The sequence below is a fragment of the Kribbella italica genome (genome assembly GCF_014205135.1).
In the GTDB taxonomy this organism is placed as follows: Bacteria; Actinomycetota; Actinomycetes; order Propionibacteriales; family Kribbellaceae; genus Kribbella; species Kribbella italica.
Genome location: NZ_JACHMY010000001.1, coordinates 5,798,878 through 5,820,862, shown reverse-complemented (window position 1 = coordinate 5,820,862; position 21,985 = coordinate 5,798,878). Strand labels below are relative to the sequence as shown.

Annotated in this window: 26 protein-coding genes and 6 tRNA genes; 4 read left to right on the top strand and 28 right to left on the bottom strand. The window is 62.7% G+C overall.

Annotation, left to right across the window (positions count from 1 at the left end):
- Positions 1 to 38: 38 nt before the first annotated feature.
- Positions 39 to 743: a class I SAM-dependent methyltransferase gene (locus tag HDA39_RS27135; protein ID WP_184799794.1), complete on the top strand. Its 705-nt coding sequence runs from the start codon at positions 39 to 41 to the stop codon at positions 741 to 743.
- A 103-nt stretch (positions 744 to 846) separates the two neighbouring features.
- Here the strand turns inward: HDA39_RS27135 and HDA39_RS27130 are convergent, their stop codons facing one another.
- The 9 genes from HDA39_RS27130 to HDA39_RS43420 all read right to left on the bottom strand — a co-directional run bounded on the left by HDA39_RS27130 (position 847) and on the right by HDA39_RS43420 (position 3,756).
- Positions 847 to 1,044: a hypothetical protein gene (locus HDA39_RS27130; RefSeq protein WP_184799792.1), complete on the bottom strand. Its 198-nt coding sequence runs from the start codon at positions 1,042 to 1,044 to the stop codon at positions 847 to 849.
- Positions 1,045 to 1,080: 36 nt separating this feature from the next.
- Positions 1,081 to 1,170, bottom strand: a tRNA-Ser gene (locus HDA39_RS27125).
- Positions 1,171 to 1,286: 116 nt separating this feature from the next.
- The gene (locus HDA39_RS27120; protein WP_184799789.1) at positions 1,287 to 2,480 is read right to left on the bottom strand and encodes an RtcB family protein; all 1,194 of its coding nucleotides are present in this window, start codon (positions 2,478 to 2,480) and stop codon (positions 1,287 to 1,289) included.
- A 140-nt stretch (positions 2,481 to 2,620) separates the two neighbouring features.
- On the bottom strand, positions 2,621 to 3,067 hold the full coding sequence (locus HDA39_RS27115; protein WP_184799787.1) for an HNH endonuclease: 447 nt from the start codon (positions 3,065 to 3,067) through the stop codon (positions 2,621 to 2,623).
- Positions 3,068 to 3,125: 58 nt separating this feature from the next.
- A tRNA-Leu gene (locus tag HDA39_RS27110) sits at positions 3,126 to 3,199 on the bottom strand.
- 19 nt (positions 3,200 to 3,218) lie between these two features.
- A tRNA-His gene (locus HDA39_RS27105) sits at positions 3,219 to 3,295 on the bottom strand.
- A 2-nt stretch (positions 3,296 to 3,297) separates the two neighbouring features.
- Positions 3,298 to 3,371 (bottom strand) — tRNA-Arg (locus HDA39_RS27100).
- Positions 3,372 to 3,415: 44 nt separating this feature from the next.
- Positions 3,416 to 3,491 (bottom strand) — tRNA-Pro (locus tag HDA39_RS27095).
- 133 nt (positions 3,492 to 3,624) lie between these two features.
- Entirely contained in the window at positions 3,625 to 3,756 is a 132-nt protein-coding gene (locus HDA39_RS43420) for a hypothetical protein (protein WP_273482322.1), read from the bottom strand.
- A 164-nt stretch (positions 3,757 to 3,920) separates the two neighbouring features.
- On the opposite strand from HDA39_RS43420, the gene HDA39_RS27090 reads away from it, so the two are divergent.
- The 3 genes from HDA39_RS27090 to HDA39_RS27080 all read left to right on the top strand — a co-directional run bounded on the left by HDA39_RS27090 (position 3,921) and on the right by HDA39_RS27080 (position 5,382).
- Entirely contained in the window at positions 3,921 to 4,700 is a 780-nt protein-coding gene (locus tag HDA39_RS27090) for an SDR family oxidoreductase (RefSeq protein WP_184799785.1), read from the top strand.
- Between the two features lie 71 nt (positions 4,701 to 4,771).
- A tRNA-Thr gene (locus HDA39_RS27085) sits at positions 4,772 to 4,844 on the top strand.
- 253 nt (positions 4,845 to 5,097) lie between these two features.
- On the top strand, positions 5,098 to 5,382 hold the full coding sequence (locus HDA39_RS27080; RefSeq protein ID WP_184799783.1) for a hypothetical protein: 285 nt from the start codon (positions 5,098 to 5,100) through the stop codon (positions 5,380 to 5,382).
- A 56-nt stretch (positions 5,383 to 5,438) separates the two neighbouring features.
- On the opposite strand, the gene HDA39_RS27075 is transcribed toward HDA39_RS27080, so the two are convergent.
- From HDA39_RS27075 to HDA39_RS26985, 19 genes are all read right to left on the bottom strand, one after another.
- The gene (locus HDA39_RS27075; protein WP_184799781.1) at positions 5,439 to 6,104 is read right to left on the bottom strand and encodes a hypothetical protein; all 666 of its coding nucleotides are present in this window, start codon (positions 6,102 to 6,104) and stop codon (positions 5,439 to 5,441) included.
- Positions 6,105 to 6,117: 13 nt separating this feature from the next.
- Complete coding sequence (locus HDA39_RS27070; RefSeq protein ID WP_184799779.1) at positions 6,118 to 7,581, bottom strand: hypothetical protein; 1,464 nt, start codon at positions 7,579 to 7,581, stop codon at positions 6,118 to 6,120.
- Between the two features lie 46 nt (positions 7,582 to 7,627).
- Positions 7,628 to 8,773, bottom strand: a complete 1,146-nt coding sequence (locus tag HDA39_RS27065; protein ID WP_184799777.1) for a DUF5047 domain-containing protein — start codon at positions 8,771 to 8,773, stop codon at positions 7,628 to 7,630.
- Positions 8,770 to 9,570: a hypothetical protein gene (locus tag HDA39_RS27060; RefSeq protein ID WP_184799775.1), complete on the bottom strand. Its 801-nt coding sequence runs from the start codon at positions 9,568 to 9,570 to the stop codon at positions 8,770 to 8,772. The genes HDA39_RS27065 and HDA39_RS27060 overlap by 4 nt, the downstream gene beginning before the upstream one ends.
- Positions 9,571 to 11,709 carry a phage tail tape measure protein gene (locus tag HDA39_RS27055; protein WP_184799773.1) on the bottom strand — a complete coding sequence of 713 codons (2,139 nt, stop codon included), beginning with the start codon at positions 11,707 to 11,709 and terminating at the stop codon, positions 9,571 to 9,573.
- The gene (locus HDA39_RS27050) at positions 11,702 to 12,163 is read right to left on the bottom strand and encodes a hypothetical protein (protein WP_184799771.1); all 462 of its coding nucleotides are present in this window, start codon (positions 12,161 to 12,163) and stop codon (positions 11,702 to 11,704) included. Before HDA39_RS27050 ends, HDA39_RS27055 begins: the two co-directional genes overlap by 8 nt.
- A gap of 127 nt (positions 12,164 to 12,290) precedes the next feature.
- Positions 12,291 to 12,578: a hypothetical protein gene (locus tag HDA39_RS27045; protein WP_184799769.1), complete on the bottom strand. Its 288-nt coding sequence runs from the start codon at positions 12,576 to 12,578 to the stop codon at positions 12,291 to 12,293.
- Positions 12,578 to 12,985: a phage tail protein gene (locus HDA39_RS27040; RefSeq protein ID WP_184799767.1), complete on the bottom strand. Its 408-nt coding sequence runs from the start codon at positions 12,983 to 12,985 to the stop codon at positions 12,578 to 12,580. The genes HDA39_RS27045 and HDA39_RS27040 overlap by 1 nt, the downstream gene beginning before the upstream one ends.
- Positions 12,985 to 13,326, bottom strand: coding sequence for a hypothetical protein (locus HDA39_RS27035; RefSeq protein WP_184799765.1), 342 nt, complete (start codon positions 13,324 to 13,326; stop codon positions 12,985 to 12,987). Before HDA39_RS27035 ends, HDA39_RS27040 begins: the two co-directional genes overlap by 1 nt.
- Positions 13,326 to 13,640, bottom strand: coding sequence for a hypothetical protein (locus tag HDA39_RS27030; protein WP_184799763.1), 315 nt, complete (start codon positions 13,638 to 13,640; stop codon positions 13,326 to 13,328). The genes HDA39_RS27035 and HDA39_RS27030 overlap by 1 nt, the downstream gene beginning before the upstream one ends.
- 16 nt (positions 13,641 to 13,656) lie before the next feature.
- Positions 13,657 to 13,923: a hypothetical protein gene (locus tag HDA39_RS27025; RefSeq protein WP_184799761.1), complete on the bottom strand. Its 267-nt coding sequence runs from the start codon at positions 13,921 to 13,923 to the stop codon at positions 13,657 to 13,659.
- 14 nt (positions 13,924 to 13,937) lie between these two features.
- Positions 13,938 to 15,800 (bottom strand): HK97 family phage prohead protease, encoded by a 1,863-nt coding sequence (locus HDA39_RS27020; protein WP_184799759.1) that lies wholly within the window; start codon positions 15,798 to 15,800, stop codon positions 13,938 to 13,940.
- On the bottom strand, positions 15,718 to 16,911 hold the full coding sequence (locus tag HDA39_RS27015; RefSeq protein ID WP_184799757.1) for a phage portal protein: 1,194 nt from the start codon (positions 16,909 to 16,911) through the stop codon (positions 15,718 to 15,720). The genes HDA39_RS27020 and HDA39_RS27015 overlap by 83 nt, the downstream gene beginning before the upstream one ends.
- A gap of 69 nt (positions 16,912 to 16,980) precedes the next feature.
- Positions 16,981 to 18,435 carry an HNH endonuclease gene (locus tag HDA39_RS27010; protein WP_238356158.1) on the bottom strand — a complete coding sequence of 485 codons (1,455 nt, stop codon included), beginning with the start codon at positions 18,433 to 18,435 and terminating at the stop codon, positions 16,981 to 16,983.
- 577 nt (positions 18,436 to 19,012) lie between these two features.
- A complete protein-coding gene (locus HDA39_RS27005) occupies positions 19,013 to 20,131 on the bottom strand; it encodes an AAA family ATPase (protein ID WP_184799753.1) in 1,119 nt (372 codons plus the stop codon).
- Positions 20,128 to 20,772, bottom strand: a complete 645-nt coding sequence (locus HDA39_RS27000; protein ID WP_184799751.1) for a hypothetical protein — start codon at positions 20,770 to 20,772, stop codon at positions 20,128 to 20,130. Before HDA39_RS27000 ends, HDA39_RS27005 begins: the two co-directional genes overlap by 4 nt.
- Positions 20,769 to 21,059, bottom strand: coding sequence for a hypothetical protein (locus HDA39_RS26995; protein ID WP_184799749.1), 291 nt, complete (start codon positions 21,057 to 21,059; stop codon positions 20,769 to 20,771). The genes HDA39_RS27000 and HDA39_RS26995 overlap by 4 nt, the downstream gene beginning before the upstream one ends.
- Before the next feature lie 106 nt (positions 21,060 to 21,165).
- Positions 21,166 to 21,585: a helix-turn-helix domain-containing protein gene (locus HDA39_RS26990; RefSeq protein ID WP_184799747.1), complete on the bottom strand. Its 420-nt coding sequence runs from the start codon at positions 21,583 to 21,585 to the stop codon at positions 21,166 to 21,168.
- Positions 21,582 to 21,767 (bottom strand): helix-turn-helix domain-containing protein, encoded by a 186-nt coding sequence (locus tag HDA39_RS26985; RefSeq protein WP_184799745.1) that lies wholly within the window; start codon positions 21,765 to 21,767, stop codon positions 21,582 to 21,584. The genes HDA39_RS26990 and HDA39_RS26985 overlap by 4 nt, the downstream gene beginning before the upstream one ends.
- Positions 21,768 to 21,985: the final 218 nt, after the last annotated feature.

The window sequence follows — 21,985 nt, the reverse complement described above, 5'->3', positions numbered from 1 at the left end:
GGGTGAGTCTCGGGGCGCCCGCCGGTACGTTCGTGAGCATGACGACTTCCGCGCGGTACGACGAAGTAGCCGACTACTACGCCGCCGGCTGGAGCGACGACCTCAGCGACCCGACCACGGTCGCGTTGCTCGACCTGCTCGGGCCGGTCGCCGACCGCGACGTACTGGAGATCGCCTGCGGGCACGGGCGGGTGTCGCGCGGGCTGGCTCGGCTGGGCGCATCCGTTGTCGGCGTCGATCTTTCGTCGGCGATGCTCGCCAAGGCGGCCGAGGCCGAGGCTCGGGACCCATTGGGCATCACCTATCTGCAGACGAACGTCGCCTCGCCTGAGCTGCTGGCAGGCGAGACCTTCGACGCTGTGGTGTGCAGCTTCGGGCTGTCGGACATCGACGACCTCGACGGCACGCTCGCCACCGTGCGCCGGGTCATGCGTCCCGGCGGTGTCTTCGCCTTCTGCATCCTGCACCCGTGCTTCCCGGGCGTGGACGGCGTCTCCGGCGCCTGGCCGACCGACGGCTCGTACTACGACGAGCGCTGGTGGCAGGCCGACGGCTCGCTGTCGACCCTGCGCCAACAGGTCGGCGCCAACCACCGCACGCTCTCCACGTACCTGAATTCCCTGCGGCAGCACGGCTTCACGCTCGATGCCTTCGCCGAGCCGCAGCCGGCTGTCGACGCCGACTCGCCGCGCGCGGCGATGACGTCGTACCCGGTCTTCCTCGTCGCGCGGTGCGTCGTCTAGGTCTCCCTGCCTGGAGTCGAACCAGGTACCCGGCCTTCGGAGGGCCGGGTGTGCATCCGTCACCAGGGAGTCGTACGGCGGCCGCGGTCGGCCGCCGTACCTGCTACTCGTGGACCACCAGCACGCGGACCCAGTCCGCGCAGTCTGCTTCGCACCAGACGTGGTCGCCCGCGTGCGCGATCCGATCGCGCTGCGTGTGACCGCACGCGAGATCGACGCGCCGCAGCGCGTGACCTTGCTGTACCGGAGCACCGGTCCTGCCACCGGGAATCTTGCGTCGCTTGTTCCTGAGGTCGGCCATGGGCCGGTCCTCCTCTCTTTTCTTGGTTGTCGGGAGCGGTGAGAGTGAGATTCGAACTCACGGACCGGGACGAACCCGGTCGACGGTTTAGCAAACCGCTGCCCCTGCCATCAGGCGGACCTCACCTCGGCCCGGCCGCCGTGCCCCCACGGCGGCCGGGCTCTCCGATGCCGCCGGCGATTCCGGCGGCGGGCTGGTGACGGACTGTCGCGTCCCCTGAGCGCGACAGTCCGACGTACGGATCAACCCTTCACACACACCACCTGCTTGAGGTGGGCAACGACCTCGACCAGGTCCGACTGTGCCGCGATGACCGACTCGATGTCCTTGTACGCCGCCGGCAGCTCGTCGAGCACCCCCGCGTCCTTGCGGGACTCGACGCCTGCCGTCTGCGCGATCAGGTCGTCGACCGTGTAGCGCCGCTTGGCCTCGTTGCGGCTCATCCGCCGGCCTGCCCCGTGCGAGGCCGAGTAGAACGACCGCTCCGAGCCGAGCCCGCGGACGACGTACGAGCCGGTGCCCATCGACCCCGGGATCAGCCCGAGATCGCCGAGCCCCGCCCGGATCGCGCCCTTGCGGGTGACCAGCAGGTCGACGTCGTCGATCGTCTCCTCCGCCACGTAGTTGTGGTGGCACGAGATCGGCTTCTCGAACGTCAGCTCGTGCGCGAACGACTCCCGGACGGCCTGCATCACCAGGGCGAGCATCACCGCGCGGTTGCGCGAGGCGTACTCCTGCGCCCAGGTCAGGTCGCGCCGGTACGCGTCCATCTCCGGCGTACCGGACAGGAACACGGCCAGGTCGCGATCCGGCAGGTCGGCGTTGTGCGGCAGCGCCTTCGCGATCCGCATGTGCCGCTCCGCCAGCTCCTTGCCGATGTTGCGCGACCCCGAGTGCAGCATCAGCCAGACCCGGTCCTCGTCGTCCAGGCAGACCTCGATGAAGTGGTTGCCCCCACCGAGCGACCCCATCTGCTGGTGCGCCTTCTTCTCCCGGTCCTGCACGCCGTCGTGCAGGCTCGAGAACGAACCCCAGAAGGTGTTCCAGCCCCGGTCGAGCCCGAGCTTGCGCACGCTCACCGGGTACTCGTGCGCCCGGAACCCGACCGGTACGGCGGCCTCGATCCGGCTCCGGATCTTCGACAGGTCGTCCGGCAGGTCCGCCGCGGTCAGCGAGGTCAGGACGCCCTCCATGCCGCACCCGATGTCGACTCCGACCGCCGCCGGCGACACCGCCTGCTTCATCGCGATCACCGAGCCCACCGTCGCCCCCTTGCCGAGATGCACGTCCGGCATCACTCGTACGCCGTGCACCCACGGCAGCGCGGCGATGTTCCGCAGCTGCTGCAGGGCTTGCGCGCCCACCTCGTGCTCCTGAGCCCACATCAGAGTGGAGCTCTTCGCCCCACTCAGCGGGACCGGGTACTGCACGTTCATCTCCCCACTCCTGTTCGCTTGGTTGTCTGCAAGCTGCCAGGGCAGGGCTCGAACCTGCGGGGCCTCGGGTCAGAACCGAGGATGGGACGCCGTCGCCCACCTGGCACCGCTCCGACCGGGCACCAGGATGTGGGCTCGGATCAGAGGGCTATCTCCGCACGGGAAGGGATCCAGGGCTGCCACAACAGCGGCATCCCGGCTTCCTCAGGGGTGCGGCACCCCTTCTTCTCGTTGCACGACGCGTGCGCGGCGACCGCGTTCAGCCACTCGCCGCGACCACCGCGCGACCGTGGAACCACGTGGTCCATCGTGGTCGCGCCGGACTTGCCGCAGTACGCGCAGGTGAACTTGTCCCGTTTCAGGACGCCGGCCCGGGTGTACTGCAACCGGCCGGTCGCGTAGCGCCACTTGGTGACGACGTACCGGACCAGACGGAGCACACGCGGCCGGGGGAACGGACCGATGCCGGCGCCGTCGTGCGCTTCCTCGACGACCGCGACCTCCCGGACGAGCATCCGGATGGCGTGCTGGATCGACACGACGTGGAGCTGCTCATACGAGGCGTTGAGCACGATGACACCGCTCATGGTGGTTCCTCCTCTCTCCAGTGTGCCCGAACGATGGTTGCCGGGTCGGTTGAATCGGTGCGGCTCCAGGGACTCGAACCCCGAACCTTCTGGTCCTAAGCCAGACGCCTCTACCAATTGGGCCAGAGCCGCGAGGGTGGTGTTGCCGTGCTGGGGTGTCCGGCGGGGCTCGAACCCGCTTCCTCCGGGGTCACGTCCCGGTGCATCGCCCACTTCTGCTTCGGACACAGCACGCCCGGCAGGATTCGAACCTGCAACCTCCTGCTTCGTAGGCAGGTGCTCTCTCCGGTTGAGCCACGGGCGTCTGGGGCGCCCGCTCGGCCGGTAGCAGAGCTTCCCGCGGGCGCCTGGTCGAGCTGGAGAGATTCGAACTCCCGATGTCCTCATCCCAAATGAGGTGGCCTGGCCACTGGCCTACAGCTCGGCATAAAAGAATGCAGATGGAATTGTCAATCATGCGAATCCCCAGCCGTGGCCGGAGCGAAGTTTCACGGGCAAACAAAAAGCCGCCCTGATCGGGTTCCCCCGACGGGCGGCTGCGCGCTGATCGCTGCGGATCAGTCGGGCGGGCCGCCGTACGCCGGGCTCAGCGCTGCGCTGAGCTCATAGCGGTGGGAGTTCGAGGTCAGGGGTCGCAGGCAGGACAACGGGCTGTCCACCCGCTGAATCTTCTGCGTCGTCCCGAACACTTGGTACTCCCTGATGGTCGTGGTTTGTCTTGCGGGCACAAGTTTCACCCATACCTCGCAGCTACGTCAATGCAATTCCCGCAGAATCTATTCCCGTGCTTTTCGACGGTGCCCGAGCGGTGCCGGTTCCTTCGACTGTCGGTGGCGTGTGCTTGCCTGGACCGATGACTGTTCTCGTACTCGGATCAACCGGTTCGACCGGCCGCCGCGTCGCCGACCAGTTGCGCTCCCGCGACATCGCCGTCCGCGCCGCCTCCCGCTCAGGCCCCGACGTCTTCGACTGGACCGCCCCCGACACCTGGCCCGCCGCCCTAGACGGCATCACGTCGATCTACGTGATGGCCCCCGACGGCGTACCGGTCGACCCAGCCTTCATCACCCAAGCCGCGGAGGCCGGCGTACAACGCCTCGTCCTCCTCTCGACCATGCACCCCGAGGAGATCGGCGACACCCGCCTGCTCGCCGCCGAGGCCGCTGTCCGCGCCTCCGCCGCCGAGTGGACCATCGTCCGAGCCCACTGGTTCAACCAGAACTTCGACGAAGGCTTCTTCCTCCCCGCCATCCAGGCCGGCCGCCTCGTCGTCCCCCTGGCCGACCAGCGTCAAGCCTTCGTCGACGCCACCGACCTGGCCGCCGTGGCCGTGGAAGCCCTACTAGGTGACGGCCACCACACCCAAACCTACGAAGTCACCGGCCCCGAACCCCTCACCTTCACCGAAGCCTGCGCCACCATCTCCCGGGTCACCGGCCGCGACATCCAGTACGACGGCACCCCTGAGGCCTACCTGGCCACCCCCGGAGCCACCGAAGAAGCCCTCAACTTCTTCCTCAACCAACTCCCCCTGGGCGACTCGGTCCCCACCGACACAGTCCAACGCCTCACCGGCCGCCCAGCCATCCCCTTCCACACGTACGCCGAACACGCCGCCCCCGCCTGGACCTGACCCCATCCCGAATCCGATTCGGCTTCCCCCGCCCCTTCCCGCTACACTCTTCCTCGGCCCTCCGGGGCCACGCCGCCTTAGCTCAGTCGGCAGAGCGTCTCACTCGTAATGAGAAGGTCGTCGGTTCGATTCCGACAGGCGGCTCGGTAGAAACATGCAGGTCAGCTCTACATTCAGCGCCCTCTGGTTAACCCCCGACCGGAGGGCGCTGCCGCGTTCTTACACGGTCTGTACACAGCCAGAATATCGGCTGGCCTGATGGACCAGTTCTGATGCTCCACTGACGTCGTCACAGCCGATAGTCTGAGGTCAGTTCGCTCGCCGAGTGAACGGCGGAGGGCCGAGTTGGCGCTCGAACCCCCCGCCTCGATGACCTCCACTACCACTGGAGAGCACCGTGGATGAATCATCTCAGACGGGCGCGCCCTCGTGCGCCCCCCGCAAGTTCCCCCGACTCAGGCCGCTCGCTCGGCTCCGTCGAACCGGGCGAGCGGCCCTCGTCGCCAAGATCGATGACCTGTACGACGCTCCGCTGGACGAGCGCGAGTTGGTCCGGGCCATCGCGCAGGTGATCTACGACGGCGACGGCGGGCTGCGGTATCGCCGTCGTGGCGACCTGGCACCGAGACGCACTGTGATCGGCCTGCCGGACTCGGAGAGTCCGTACGACCCCCGCGACTGACCCGCACGACACGGCCCCCGGCTCGAGATGAGTCGGGGGCCGTTCGGTCTCGGGGGCTAGCTGATCTTGTTCACCTTCATGAAGGAGTTCGCCTTGACGGTCACCCCGTTGGCTGAGGGGTTGTCCTGAGACCAGGCGAAGGTGACGGTGCCGGTACTCACGCCCATCGTGATGATGCCCTCGATCTCAACCTTGGTCGTGCCAGCGTTGTACAGGCCGAAGCGGAGGTATCCGTTGACTGTCCCGTACAGCGCCTGCCACTGGCCCCCGCCAACAGAGGAGCTAGCGGCCATCGCTGGGTCAGGCCCGGTACCCCCGAACGCTGCTGCGGCTCCAGCGGGCAGCAGGAATCCGGCGCGGAAGTCGGTAGTGCTGTTGCCTCCCGCAACTTCCACAAAACAAACCACCTTGACTAGGTAGCGCTGACCGCCCAGAGCGGTGAAGTCCAGGTGGTTGTCGAGTTGCGGAGTGTCGTTGCTGGTGACCGTCTCGTCGGCGGTCTTGCGGATGAACTGGAAGCCCTGCGCCGTGTTGGCGTTCTCCAAGGCGGTGATGTCTGCGTTCTGGCTGGTGTTCACTCCCTGGATGGTGGTGATCGCAGAGTCAACCGCAGCGATCTTCGTCTCGACGGCCTGGGCGAGATCTTCGAGCCCAGTGGCGATGTCCGGTGGGTCGCCAAGCTCCAGGTAGGGAAAATTGAACAGCGGTGTCGTGTCGGCCATAAGTCAGTCCTCCTTAGACGATTTGGATTGCGATCCAGCCGACGTTCGTTGCAACGCCTGGATTCCGCTTGAAATGAAGAGTGAAGCCGGTAGACGACTCCCCGCTCACGGCCACTTGTGTGACGACATCTGCCGACGTCCTAGCTGTGACCGCGACCGTTGGCGCTGCGGTAAACCTGCCGCCCGGGAACGACACGGCGATGTCCTGTTTCGTTGCTCCGGAGCCAGTGAGAACGTTGCCGGTGGCAACACGAGTGTTTCCAGCTGTGAGGACGCGGGCGCCGTTCGCGGACAGTGCCCCCGGTGCAACGAGGTCGAGAGCGCCGGTGTCATCGTCCCAGTACAGGCCCAAGGTCCCTGCTGGTGAGCCGAGAGCGCCTTGTTCACCCACTGCTTCGACTGCCGACCTGCCCGTACCTTCGTGCGTCGAGATGCGCAGCAGTGGATTGTTCGTGTCGCCACCACTCACCGCGCTGTATGGAGCAGTGATTCGCGTCTCGTACATCCAGCCACTCGCGCCAATTGAAGTCGAGTCGACCATGATGACGCCCGGCTGCGGGTTGTTGACGTTGGAGGCGGGTCGGCCGATGAGCTTATTGGAGTTCGTGGACGACAACTCCCAACGAGCCGACGTGCCTCCAGCGGTGAGGAAGGTAGCGCCTGTGATCGTCTTGCCGTCGATCGCATCAGCGCTGAGCTTCGCGGCGGTGATCGCACCAGCGGCAATCTCGGTTGCCGTCACTGCGCCTGCTGCGATCTTGGCAGTGGTGATAGCGCCAGAACTGATGTCTGCGGCAACGATTGTGCCTGCAGCGATCTTGCCCGCCGTGACTGCATTGGCCGCAAGCTTGGAAGCGGTCACCGAGTCCGCAGCGAGATGGGCTGCCGTGATCGCATTGGCCGCAATCTTCGGGGTGGTGATCGCATCGTTACTGATGTCGGTCTCAGTGATGGGCAGGATGGCGTCCACGTCGCTCTGGGCATTGGCCACAGCGGTGGCAAGGTCACCCAGGTCTGACTGGAGGGCAGGCAGGGTCGTGCCGGTCAGAGTCGCTACAGCGGCCTCCACAGCGCCTACAGCGGCCTCAGCGGCCTCCAGGGCGACCCGTAGGGCATCAGCCGCTGCCTGGGCTGTAGCGGCGTCCAGGGCGGCCTGTGCGGCTGCAGCGGCTGCAGCGTCGGCGTCCGCCTGTACGGCAGGGATCGTGACGGTTGTTACCGAGGTCATCGAGGCATCCAGGGCGAGAATGTCGTTTGGCCAGGTCGGCACAGTGCCGGGGTCGCCAGGATCCTTCACCTTGCCCAACAGGAACCACCGGTCGCCGGTTGTCAGCAAGGCCACCACATCGCCTTCGTCCAGCACGACGGTCTCCCCGATCAGTACCGGAATGTTGACCAAGGTGCCTCCTGCAACGGAGATCGTGTTGGCCCCTGTGTCGGCGTCCCAGGCAACTACCGTCCCCTGACGCAGCGCCATGGGAGCAGGCTTGCTGGGGTCGGACTGAAAAAGATTACTGAGGCCGCTAGACATTGATGTCTCCAATGTTCTCGCCGTACTGCTTGCGGGTCTTCAGGCTGACCGGCACGCCCTCTACAAGCGGGATCGTGATGGTGTCGATGATGTGAGCCTCACTTCGAAGAGACAGCGACCGCAGCCTTGACGGGTAGCGGACTCGGATCACGTCATCAGGCTCAAGGGCAGGGTTGGGCACCGCTTCAAGCTCGACCTGGTAGGGGAGGCCCAGCGACTTGCGCAGCAGCACGGAGGCTGCACTGACGGCTTGGCCGTAGGTCGTGATGAACGGACTCGCGTAGAACCTCGGCACGGGGCCGAAGGGTCCTCCGTAGCGAGTCGGGCTGTTGGGATTGCGATCAGCAACGGCAGCGTAGAGAGGAGGCGTGGTGTCCGTACCCTCGCCAGTTGCGACCACGACGTTGTAGATGCCCTCACGAGTGATTGCCCTAGACATCTTTACGAGAACACCGTTCGACCCCGCGTCGATGGTCCAGCTTGGTGCACCAGTCACGGAGGCCACCGTCCGCACCACGAAGACACCTCGGTAGTCGAAGTAGCCGACCTTGCCTAGCGAGGTAACTAAATCCCGCAGGGTCTCGTAGCGTTCTCGCTCGGCAACGATGGTGCGACCAAGAACCGAATCCCTCACTCCCGTGTCGTCCCACTCGATCAGCGCTGACGGGTACACCTCAGTGATCAGCGTAGCGACGACCTGCCCCCTGGTCAGCGAGCTTGAGAACTGTCGAGGAGTCAGGAAGCGGCCAGCAACGATGCCCGCCATCCGATCGCTCCCGGAGATGTCGACTGCTCCACCAGGAGTCTCCTCCTGCTCAGGTGCGTCAATCCTGAAGTAGCCCAGGCCCACGTACTCCGTCTGACCGTTGCCGTAAGAGAGCCCCCGTTCTACGAAGATCTCGTTGCCATAAGGGGTTAGCAGGCCGTCAGCGTTCTTCGGCCACTCGTAGCTAGTAGTCAGACTGAGTGTCGCCCTGATATCAGCCGTGGCTGCACACTGCACGTCTCCGGACACGATCGGAATCTCCACGCCTGTTGGATTCGTGCCGGTCTGGAAGGTCTCGCAGACACGGGCTCTGAAGACAGCGTTGTGACTGCCGCGCAGTGTCGCCAGGAACCGAGCGCTGACTGCTCTCATGGCACGATGACTTCCGCGGGCGTGCCAGTGCGCTGAAGCAGGTCAGCAATCGTGGCGTTGTCGGCCATCATGTCGCTGATGGTCGCGTACTCGAATATGGCCGAGGAGATCGTGTAAGCAGATCCGATTACCTCAGGACCAGGTACAGCGACCTTCTGCAGCGGGAGTGTCCAGACCCTGCGCGGCGACAGTCGCAATGTTGACTCGCGAGAGACGTCCCCCACCGAAAAGTGCCCACCAGGGATCGTCTCTTGGGCGGCTGGTAGGTGAAGGAAGATCACATCACCCGTCGCGAGGGTGTACTCCATATCGCGCTCTGCTGCAGCCGTCAGCGTTAGCAACCGAAGCTCGTAGCCAAGGCTGCTACGGACCCCACCCACATGCACAGGGTCAGTCCGGCCGACGATATCCAGGAGCCCAGCGCGAGACCTATTGATGATCTCGCTTCGGTCGGCAACGATGACTGGCTGATTGAGAAAAGGAGCCGCAGGCACCTTTAGCCAGACTTCATCGAACGCTGCCGCCGCAACCGAATAGTCGGTGAGGGCGGTCTGGGTCCCCGCAGCGTTGAACTGCCTCACCCGGTACTTGTACGCAACACCCTCAGGGAACTCGTAGTCGAACGAGGTTACTGCCGTGGCGATGACGGGCTGGGCCGACCACCCACGGACCGGGGTCCACTGGACGTAGGGAGCGGTCGCACGTTCCACTGTGATGTGGTCCGTAGTTCCACCTAGGCCCGTTACAGCGATCACGCGTCGACATAGGGTCGCATCGAAGTTCGCTACCAGTGCCATTTACCTCACCCCCGCACTGACAGTGCGCTTGAGATTCCTCTGGTCCTGCTTGATCTCGGAGCGGACGACGCGCACAACCTCGCCCCCGATCTCGATGTGGTTCTCGATGATGGTTGTTCCACCCAGGGCACTGTTCGGCGTGATGTTGCCTGAGGCCCCTCCCATGGTCAGGATCTCGGGACCACGCTCACCAACCAGGTACTGACGTCCGGCAACGACGGGGCCGCCGGAGGCACGACCAGGCAGGCGGACGCCGATGTCCTGCGGGGGCTTCTGGCCGATGACCTTCTGAAAGAACGTGAGGGTGACCGTCTTGCCTCGCAGCGAGTCGATCGCAGACTGGGCCTGCTGCTTTGCCGCCAGCAACTGACCGATCTCTGCTTGCAGCTTGGCCTTCTTTGTCGCGGTCAGCTTCGAGTCACCGAGTGCCGACTTCGCCTGCCTGATCTTGGTGTCCAAAGAGGTCTTGTCCGCCGTCAGCTTCGCGATGCGCTGCTTGACCAAGGCGGGATCTTCAACCCCTCGCTTGGCCTTCGCAAGGTTTTGCTGCCAGCTGTAGATGTTGGCTTCCAGCTTGGCCCTAACAGGTGCCGTGAGCGTCTTGTCCTGCAGCTTGGTCTTCGCAGTCGAAATCTTGGTTTCCAGGTCGGCAATGTCGGCCTCAACCTTGACCTTCGTCTTGGTCTTGGCCAGCTCGCCGCGCAAACCGGCAATCTGCTCCCGGGCCTTGCCAATACCTGTCTCCGCCGACGACCCCAAGTTCTTAAGGTCGTTGGCCCGCTGGACCAGACTCGCCGCAAGCGTTGGGTTAGTCAGCGCGACCGTGCCAGCTGCTGCGAGAGCGGCGACGGCTCCGTACTTGGCCAGACCACCAGTGACGCTCTCAAGACCCCTCAGCGTCGTGTCAGCGAATGCCAGGATCGCGTCTGCCGCATCGATCGCCCAACCCGTGAGGATGAACTTGCCAGGCCCGTTGAACCAGCTCGCGAACTTGTCGAGCTGCGGAACGATGTACTTGCCAATGGCATCAACGAAGACCTGCTGCAGGGTGCGCATAGTCTTCTGAAGCTTCGCTGCAGGAGTCGCCGAAAGAGCGGCGTTGGCTTTGTCCGTAGCCCCTGCGACCTGACCGAGCGAGGCAGCGGCAGTGTCGAGATCTGCGTTCTTGATCGCGCCACCAAGGTCTTCCCACTGAGTGCCAAACAGCGCAACGCCTGCCTGGTTTCGCTTGACGGGATCGGTGATCTGGTTCAGCCCATCAAGGATGTCTCCGAAGGCCGTACGAGCCGCAGGTCCGCCCTTGCCGATCTCGGCCGCCATCTTGCCTGCATCGAGACCAAGCGCCTTGAAACCGGCCGCCGTGGTCTTGCTGCCATCGATGGCACGGATCGAGAACTCCTTGATCGCGTCGGCAGCTACGTCGCTGTCCCTGGCTCCGCCACGGATGAGCTGATTCATCAGGCCCAGCGAGTCCGTTGCATCGAGCCCCAGCTTGCGGAACTGGGTGCCGTACTCGTTGAAGGTGTCGAGCAGATCCTCTGCCTTGTTGATGCCCAGCTGCTGCCCACGGGTCAGGATGTCGAAGGCGGCCTCAGCATTCGGGGCGAGGTTGTTGCGCAGCATCTGCGAGACAGCACGCGTTGCAGCGGTAGCGTCCTCGCCCGTCAGCGTAGTGTAGGTCGAGACGCTGCCGACCACCTTCTGAATCTCGGCATCGGTGCTCTTCAGCGAGACAAGACCATTCTCGAACGAGGTCTTGATCATGCTGGCGGTCTCGTCCATCGACTCGCCGTAGCCGTCGACGTAGAGCTTCCCGGCCAGCTTGCCAAGCCGAGCAGCATCGGGGCCTGTGGCACCAAGCTGAGCCGCGAGCTTGGCCTTGATGGCTCCCTGTTCGAGTGCCTTGCCGACGTTGCTGACAACCAGCGCACCTAGCGCGACACCGGCAGCGCCTACAGCCAGTGCGCCACCCTTCATGCCCTTGCCTAGGGCATCAGACGCCTTCTTGCCGAAACCGTCCATCTTGGACGCTGCTTTGTTGAACTTGTCGAGGCTGTCCTCGGCCTGCTTGCTCGACCTCTTGAGACCGTTGGCGTCACCGTCGAACTTGACCTTGACGGTGCGGGACGGGCTAGCCACCGGAACCCCACTTGCCGAGAACCTTGTCTACGGCAACAAGCCACTCACGCTCGATCTGTGCTTGGTTATCCTCAACGGTGCTGAAGAACCAATGGTCGGGACCTGTCGGCCTCGGGAACTGCTTGAGCACGTTCGCGCCGAAGTTCGATCCGTAGATCAGGTCAGACACCGTCGTCGGGCTCTGCCCTTTGGACTTGCGGCTCTGAGAGCCGGCCTGCTTCCTACCGCCTGCCTGCACAGACGGCACACGATCCCGCCTCGCCTTCACCGTGGGAGCGACAAGAGCACCCTGCCCGTTGGCGGACGTAGCAGCAGAATGGATCTTGCCTGCTAGCTCTTCAGAGATCTTCTGGTTCGCGTCACGCAATTCCGCCGAGGCTTCTTTAGGCAGAGTACGGAACTTGGCGAGGGTTTCCCTGACGCCAGTGATCTTGACCTTTACGCTAAGTCCCATCCTGCTGGCGCCCCCTCTCGTTGCTCGTTGTTGCCTTCGGCTAGTAGTTCCACCGCCGTAACGATTGCCTGCTCGCCCTCCTCGGCCCAGGCCGTCGGCGAGATCCCCGTACGGATTGCGAGAGCGATCAGCGTCCGGTGGAGGGTTCCGGCTCGGTAGGGTCCGGCTCTTCGGTCTCCTCCTCGAAGGTGACCTCACAGGAGTCCTCGAACTCCCTCTGATTGCCCGTGAACAGGCCCTGTCGCCAGCACGCGAGATGCGCGATGCGGTAGAGGTCAACCATGGTCGGCGAGGCCATCAATTCGATGAACGTCTTGCTGCCCTTGGTGGACTTTTCCCAGCTCAGGATGTCGCGAGCCGTAGCCGTCACGCTGTACGGCTGTGCGCCGTCAGGCGTGATCTGCAGAGTGAGCATCAGGCAGGGTCCACGAAGACAGGAGCGCCCTTGCAGGGAAGCTCAACCGAGAAGGTCGTGAACGCGCCCTGCTCACCACCGAACGGAACGGCCTTGGCTACAGCAGTGACCGTGGCCTTGACTCCGCCCTTCTTCGGCTCGAACTCAAGGTCCACGTCAGTGCCCGACATCTCGGTCAGGTAGCGCGCCAGGCCCTGAGCCTCGACGTAGTCCTGAATACCGTTGATGGACAGGGTCCAGACGGCAGAGTCGACGTCCTGCACGATCCCATCGGGAACCATCGTGCGCAGGGTCTGAGTCGGCTGCTCAGGGGTGAGCATTACCGACGTGCACTGTGCGGCGTAATCCGTCGCCTCGATCTTTACGAGCGCGTCCCGAAGGACGTACGCACCTGCTGGGGCAGCCATTATTCGCTCCTTGCGAGAAAGACAATGGCAGTCATCGGACCGCCTTCGGATGGAATCAGTTCTGGTGAAGCCGAGTCGATAAAGATCTCCGACCTGGTGGCTTCGATGATCGGGTCAAAGAGCGTGTCCAGCTGATCGATAGCTACGCCTTCATCACCCGAGAGCAAAAGCACAATGCGCCAGGTGGCCTGGGTGATGACGCCCTCAACCTTCTCCAGCCGATCGAGAAAGACGACCGCATCACCAGAACCCCAGACTGTCGGGCGCGCTACATAGCCCGTTACGCCGTCCACTGCGGATAGGGCGGCAGCGATGGCCGTCCGGGTAGCCGAGAGGGCCATCAACCCACCACCAAACGCCGATGGGGGGCTTCGTAGCGACGTACCTCCGGATCGCGTCCGGGAAGGATCGTGCTACCCGACTCGGCGTCACCCAGGAGGACCGCCAGGGGGATCTTGCGTAGGGCGAGGTTCCTGGCAACCCGACGACATAAGGCTTCGGCCAGATCGTCGGGGTAGTCCTCCGGCGCTGCAGGGATACGACAAACGACAGCTTGCGCTGCGGTTTCGGCAGCCAGCGCTGACTCGATCGCCTCGTCAGACGCAGAGGTAACACCGAGGTAGTTCTTCACGGCGCTGATGTCCGGTCGAGTCATCGCTGGTCACCTCCGCTCAGGCACTCGGTGGTGCAGGCGGACCGGCAGGGTGCTTCGGCGGGTTGGTCGGCAGCATCACTTCTGGTTCGTCGGCCTTGGACTTCCTGGGCTTGTTCGGATCGACCACGTCGTACTCGACGGTCTCGGTGCCGAAGGCAACGTGCTTGCCTTCGTGGCGCACGGTGTAGGTCGCGCCGGAGGTCACCACCGCGCCATCAGGGAGGCTGACATAGCCGACCTTCCCGAGGTCGATGTTGTCGCCGATGTTGATCTGCTTAGCCATCGGTCAAACTCCAATCAGGCAGTCGGGTCGTAGGCGATCTTGCGGAGACCGGTGATGTCGTAGACAACCCCGGCGAAGTAGGCGAACACGCCCATGTCCCAGCCCTCGACCTTCTCCTGGAGTTTGTCCAGTCGGGTCAGGCCCGACGACCAGACGTGCACGGCGTTCGGGTCTGCGACGTAGGAGTTGCTCGCGCTGGTGCTCGTGGCGCCGAGGCTCGGCGTCGGCTCCATGCGGTACCCAGCAATGTCAATGAACGAGTACTTGGCGCCCTGGATGCCGTCCCGGTTCTGCGGGTTGATGATCGGGTAGACCTTCTCGCCGGTCGTATCCCCGCTGAACTGCGGCATCACGGCCTGCGACAAGGCCTTGTAGAGATCGATGTGCCCGAACGCCTTGGTGAAACGGAACCCGTCTACCAGGAACTGAAGGTCCAGAAGGCCAGACTCAACCGCACGTCCCGCAACGATGCCCGAGGCACCAGCAGCGATGGTCGTGAGCGCGGTCATCGAGCCCGCTGCAGCGGTCAGCAGGCCAGCTGTCTTCGTCTCCAGCGCGATCCTGAAGGACCGCTGGAACTCCGACCACACCAGCCCGGACACGACCGGGTTGCCGCCCTGGTCTGCGACCTCACGCGTGATGTGGACTCGGCCGGACACCGGCGTCGGGGTCACCGTCGTACCAGCCGCCGTGACCAGGTCACGCGACTCCGGCTCGACACCCTCGGTGTGGTCGGCCACGCCGACGTCAGTGTTCGCCCGGTCAAGCTTCGACCAGAAGAACGGGGTCACGTTGCTGAGGCTGCCCTTGTAGAACGTGTCATAGAGCGGGCTCTGCGGAGTCGGAGCCTGACCAAGGAACATGTCTGGCCGGTACTGACTCTGGTTGACCGCAGCAACGTCGGCCGTGGTCGTCGGCTGGTCCGCGAACTGTGGGCTCATGTTCTCGGCAGTGAACTTCTGCAGCCGAGCCAAAGCCGCCGAGTCACCGTCCTTCGCAGCGGCCAGAAGGTCCGTCGCGAAGTCGAAACCGGACGGCGCAGGCTCGCTGCCAGCGAACCGGTAGATCGGCTCTTCGCTGACCTGGAACTGCGCCGGTCCAGGGCCGACCGGGATCTTGATCTTCTCGAGCGCGGCGATCTTCTCGGTCAGGGCCGTGACGTCCTGCATGAGCTTGTTACCGTCGGCCACGGAAAACGCGACAGGGGCAGCGGTGAAGGCTGCCAGAACTGCTGGGTCACATGCAGTGACACCCGCAGCATGGATCGCACCGCACTTGGTGCACTTCATGTTGTTCCCTTCGTTGTCTGCGGCGGATGCCGCAACACCTGTGATGTGTGCACCCGCGAAAGCGGGCTTGGGGACGACGGCAGCGCCCGTCAAAGTCGTTGCCTTGGAGTACTGAATGCCGTCATTGCCGGCCTCGAACTCACCCTCGACCTCAGCCGAGAAAGCCTTGAGAACCCGGTCTGCAGCCAGGGCCAAAACGCGGTCACCCTCGGGCGTCTGCGCGACCTTGAACTTGGCCTGCACGCCCTGGGGGTCTGTGGCCAGAGCAACGGCGACACCGACCTGCGTGTAGAGCGACTTCCCGTCATGGCCATAGTTGAGAACGACATCGGAGAAGTCCTCGGGCAGGGTGATGGTGCCCTCGGCAAACGAGAAGCGTGCCGACCTTCCGGTGGAGGGGTCCATCGCGGGCCGCGACACCTCGCCGAACGGGAGCAGAACGCCCGTCAGCGTGCGCTTCTCCTGGTCCACGGCGAACGAGGCGACCTCGAACGTGACGCGGCTGTTAGCCATTGACGGCCTCCTGTGCGGCTGGCAGCGCAGCTGGGTTGGTCTGTGGGGCCGGGAGTCCCAACGGCTCCAGGCCACGCTTCTCGCGCCCCTCGTCGGGGGTGAGCACGTTGGACCTGATGAGAATCTCGTCGGACTGGGCTGCGGCGAGGTCATCCAGGCGCAGGTAGGAGCTGGTGTCGAAGGCAACCTTGAAGCCGCGAGGCGTCACGTCCTCCATCGACAGACGACCCTCAACTGCGGTCATGAACGGTCCCAGCACTGACTCGATGCGCTGACGACGGCGGTCCTGCGAGTTGAAGTAGGTGCGACTGGTGGTCGAGACGCTGAGCTCCTCGGCGTCAATGCCGGTCAAGCGAGCAATCTCAGTGATCGCAAACTCGCGTGCTTCGGCCATCTGCAGCTGCTCGGGATTGAAGCCGTCCCGGTTGTACTTCAACGCGGTCGGGACGTAACCAGTCCGACGCAAACGACGCGCAGCCTGCCAGTTGTCGAGGACATCCTGAATGTCGTCATCGTCGGCAGGGTCCGCACCCTCGGCTGGGGTGAACCAGTCCATAGGAGGCGCACCATCTAGCGCCTGCATCGCCAGCAACGAAAGGGCGATGTATGTCCGAATGGCAGTCGAGGCAGTGAGCAGACCCCCGTTTGGAGAGTCAATGCGAACCAAGCCGGGAACATCAGGCCAGACGAGGGCCGACCCCTCCGGGTACGTGACGTACCTCGGCTGGACCGTCACCGTCTCGGCATCCAGGCGCACCACTTCGATCGGCCGGTTGTGCCATCCCAGGTGAGTGACCTTCCACCAGGCCCGCTCCGACAGGAGCATGTCCTCAATCGTTCGGGTCATCGTCACCGAACGAGCAACGCCGGACTCTGGTTGATTGAGCAGCGCCCAGTCAGTCGGTTTGCCATCCGGGCCAATGAGCAGAAGGGGGAACTGACCGATCTCGCCGCAGATCAGGTCACGGGCTCGTTTGATCGCCGGAACCGCTAATGCATCGACTCTGGAAATCTTGCCTCGGCCGTAGATGTAGTCCTCTAGTGAGGGGGTTCCGTACAGAACACCAGAGTCAATATCGACCGAGAAACGCGGTCCGCTGGACGGGGCTAGGTTCGTGGCCGTTTGGACGCTCAGCGCGTGCCCAATGACCGATGAACGGCCGGTGATGGTGCGCCAAATCCCCATGGCGCGGAACGTAGCTCGACGGCATCGGGCCGGTCAATCATTGCAAGGAATGACCGGCCCGATGCCGTTTCACCTTGCGTAAAGAATGCGCGGTTTACCTACCGACTTCTTACGGCAGGCTAATACTGCCCACAGCGCCGCCTTAATAGCATCGGCGCGCCCAGTCGAGACCATCCTTGGCCCGTCAGGGCCATTCACCGTACGTGCCTTCAGAACCTGGCTTGTAAGTTCATCGCCTCCGTCGTGCCAGACACCATCCTCGGACAATAGACGCTGGAACTCACGCACTGATGCGCTCACTAGCCCTTGACCCTTGGTACATCGAATGCCCTGGAGGGCCGGATCTTCCACAAGGCTCGCACCGACCGTTGCGGTGCCCCTGAATCCGGAATCCTTGAGTGCCGCTGCAGCTTCTTCGAGGTCGGCGTAATCCTTGACCGAGACGATTGCCCTACTGCCTTCCTTCCAAGCGAGGGCGAGTGACACACCTTCCGCGAACCAGGACTCAATGGCAGCCGACTGGGGAACGGCTGCGGGAGGCTCGACGGTACGCGACAGCCAAGCCTCCTTTTCGATAAGCGGCAGACCCTTCTGTCGTAATGCAACATTGAGTTGCCAGATATTGAGGTATTGCGCTGTGAATCCAGCCATTGGATCGGGGTCGTCGGCCTGAGGATCGAGCTCGCCCGCTAGAACCTTTGAATACTTCTTGTCGATCATGCTCCGACGATCCTCTGACCAATAAGGCGACGCCGCACGCCAGACCTCGGGGTCACCGGGATCGGCACCCTGCTTAGCAGCCCAGAGCATCAGCAGCGTGGTCGGGTCGTCCATCGTCAGTGCCGTCTGAAGCTGAGTTCGCATAAGTGACGTGGCTCGTCGGTGCGCCGTACTGGTGATGTAGATCTGAGCAGAAAGTCGCTCAAGAGATGCTGGTTCCAGACCTTCGTCCACCGTTTCGGGCTTCACGTTCCAGGCTTCGTCCACGATGCCCAATGTCACATCGAAGCTGTAACCAGCAGCTTCCTGCGCCTTTACAACCCAGCGATCACCGTCAGGTGTCTCGATGGCGCGACGACCGTTAGCCCGCGTGACCTTCCAGGCCATGACATCTTCACACCAGCGCCACGCATCGCGCTGAATCTCCTCGCAGACTGCAATATCGGAGCCGGTATGCACAATGGTCTGAATCTCACCGAACAGGTGCGGGTTGTTCATGCGCCACACCGCGAGCGTCCGCATACGCACCGACTTGCCAGCGCGACGCGGGCATGACTCGACAACTGTCCGATAACACAGCGACCCATCCTCGCGGTGCTCGAGTTGACGGGTAATTGCTAGTGCCTGCCACCATCGGAGCGTCAGTGGCCTTCCCGACTTGTCCGTCTGTGTCAGCTCAATCCAGCGAATCGCCTGGGCGCCATAGGAGCCGACCGCATCGGGCGCTGGCGGACTCATATACAGCGGCGGCGCAGCATCATCGGGAACGTCCACGAAGGGTTCCAGCCATTTGTAAGAGGCCATGCGCTGGGTATTCCACATGAGCTCTTCGCGAGCTTGAATCGGAGTGTCGTTCTCGGAGGGAGAGAAAGGACGGGGACCGGGATGTCCTAGGCCTGTAGAACTGGGGAAAACTGGTGATGCCTGCTGTGGTGTTGGGTCTCCGACCTGAAGGTTGCATTCTTTGCATGAGGCAACGAGCCTATCGGGCGGCACGATGATGCCGTTGTCTGTCCCATCAAGATGATGCACGTGTGTTGCAATGACAGTGCACTGCATCGTGCCTGCCTTCGTGGTCCATGTACCTGGGACCTTTAGCTGGCATTCGTAGTTGTCGCGTGTAAGTACTCGTGCACGCAGTTCCCTCCATGCACGAGTACTACCACCAGCCCATCCCTTACTCATTGCCATCTCCTACTCGGTATATCTTCCATCAGTTGTCCTTCAGCCCCCATGTAGTTATGGGTGGTATGTCAAACCGTCTAGCCGAGATGGTAGGTGGTGCTGGTGGGTGGTGGTGGTGGTTAATACACCACCAAACCACCCCACCCTCTCCATGGTATTCAAACCACCCCAAACCACCCCATACCATCTGGGCGCCCTAGGGCTTGCCGGGTACTGTTCCGGGTATCCAATACTCGCTCTTAATGATCTTGCTACCGCTCTGACTCCAGGTTTGTTCGACCTGAAGACCCCCCGTTTTGACTAGGTCATCGACCAGGCTGGCCAGCAGCTTTGTCTCGCCAGTGATTCCACTCAACTTGGTAATCAGGTTCTTCGAGCACAATGGGTGGTTGCGCACGTAATCCAGAATGGCCGCTCGCGTTCCTGCACTGCTCAACTGGCTGCGCGTAAGACCAAGTGCGTCATATGTCAGCAGGTTCGTAACCGGATCTAGCTCCGTCAGGCGTTCGGGCATTTCCGGACTGCGTCCCCAGTCGTTGCGGAAGTAGACCTTGTTGTCGGTACGGGATGTGGCCCAGCGATTGTCTGCCCAGCCGTCACTCTCAGATCCGCCCCTGGCACGCTCCTTTCCCTTCATGCCTTCAGCTGCACGTCCGGCATGGATGGGCATGAACAGGTCAACGACCCCCGCCTCGCTCTTGATCCAATCCAGCCGCTCGAGGAAGTCGCCAACCTCGCCATTGTCGTTCTCGTTCCCGTGGAATGCTCGCGTGAAGGGGTCTACGATCCAGACCTCAATCTCACGGCGCTTAAGTTCCGTGATCGTCCACTCCGCAGCCACGTCGGTCATAATGTCGAACCTGGTTCCACGCAGATGCACTGGCCAGATGTTGTCGAGGCGGCGAATCTTCATCTTCCGGAACTGGCGCTTCACCATCGCCTCTGGGAGCTCGAAGTTCCAGAATGCAACCCGGCCGTCCAGTTCGCGCATCGCGTGCTCGCCGATGAAGGGCTCACTGTCCACGAGTGACCTGATTAGATTTTGCATAAGGGTCGTCTTGCCGCTCTTGAATGCGGCTGTAATGATCGTATTTGTTCCCTTCTCATGCAGTTGACCTACCGTCCAGATCACCGGCTCATCAGGTCCGGCGAGCTCATCCTCCATGCTGTCAAACGAGGCCGGTGGGCTGAATAGACTCGAATTTCTGATGTTCTTCGCACGAGCATCAGCCTCAAGCTGAATGAGCCTGTCAGTGGTCTTGTCAGCTAGCCGCTTTCGCTTTTGCTCATCGGTGAGCTCCGACTCGTCACTCACGAACCACTCCCCAGGAATTTGACCCACGAGTTGAGATTGGCCTCGGCCCGATCGGCGCGCAGGGCGTCGTAATCAACCCCACGAAGCTCTTTAGCCAGACGGCACTTGATTCGGAACAGATCCATCGGGAGCTGCATTCCCCATGCGAGGGCAGCCATCTCGTAGATGTAGCCACCCTGCCAGCAGGTCCCACAGTGGTACTTGTTGGTAATTGTGTTTAGCCAGGCCGAGGGGTGCTCGTCGGGGTGATTAGGATTCGGACAGCTGATCTTGATGCCTTCCCTGATTTCACCCTGATATGGGCGCTTCCAGCGGTTCTTGCTGATTTTGGAGTAAACCTCGGCTATGCTGAGGCTGTTGCACGCGTCGTTAACTGCTTGCGCAGCGGCCGATGGTGCCGTGACGCCAAGGTCTAGATCTTCCAGGCCGATGTTCGGTGGTACCGGAGCTGGCGGTGGCACAGGGGCTGCAGCGACCTTCGGGCGGCTATTGAGATCCTCAATTGCCTTCGATTGCCAACTATTGAGAGCGTCAAAGTCCTCGCTGGTTGCATTCGGGTCATTAAGGAGTCCGTGTAGCCTTCTCTCGTAGGTCGACTCGATCTGGTTTCGCAGATGCGCGTCTACGAAGCCGTCTTTCATCGCACATCCCGCCTGTAGACCTGTCCCTGGTAGGAATAGGTTCCGAGCGCATAATCGATCAGGGTTTGTGGAACCATGATCTCGGAAATCAGCTGATCGCGCTTATTGCGAAGTGCCCGAAGACGATCCCAGTAGTTGCCTCCGTCGTCGTCATTCAAGTTCTCTTTGGCCCACTGCTGCTCGTATCGAAGGCGTGCGAGTGCGGCATCTAAGGCTAGAATGACCTCGATGTTCCTCCGGTCGCATTCGAGCATCGTCTCAGCAAGCTCGCGTTGTTTGTCGTTCATCTTTCACCCCAGGATGTGTGGAAGGAAGTTGCTGATCCCGAAGCCGACAGCGCCGGAGGACATCAGCAACAGCAATAGCTCGATCGGTCCGAATGCGATAGCGCGCCTACGCTTCATTCCAGTTCCCCCTCTTGGCGAGCCACGTGAGCACGTGCTCGACCTGGTAGTAACGACGGCGTCCACCCGCAGAACTCGTCATGAAAGTTGCCTGAGGTCCGCGTCCTTGATGCACGGCTGCGTAGAAGGCATGCCGTGTAATACCGGCAACCTTCGCCACCTGCTCTGACGTGTAGTAGCCAGACGGCACATGTGCAGGTGCCTTCGGCGTCTTGTCAACGCTGGCCAGCCAGAGGTCCAAATCATCAACGGCATACACGACGGAGAGGCCGCTCTTGTAGTAGCGAGGGCCAATGCCTGCGGTTCTCCACTGCGCCAAGGTTCCCTTGGTGCGATTCAGGTACTCGGCAGCCTCGGCAGCAGTCAGTAGGCCGTACTCGTCGCCAAGGCTGATCTCGTGCTGGGTCATTTCGTGCTCGCCTCAATCCAGGCGGCAACTTCAGCGCGCTTGTACCAAATGCGAATGCCGATCCGCAGGAATGCAGGCCCTTGGTCGTGGCGTCTCCAGTTTCGGAGCGTTTCAATCGTGACGCCAAGGTAGTCAGCTAACTCCTGGGCGGACAATAGGTCTTGTTCTTCATGAATTGTCACCGTTTAGCTCCCCTTCGTACGTTTCCCGGTCGTTTCCGGGTTGGTCCACGGAGCCTAGGGACCCGACCGCCGATCCGTCACGCATTGACCTAGGTGCGCATGACGCACGCCATCAGTCGTTCTCGAGTCTTCATGCGTGACCGTCATCTAGGTGCCGTTTAGGTGCCGGTCGGACTGTCAATCAGGCGTTTTAGTCTTCGCCGTACTTACCGATATTT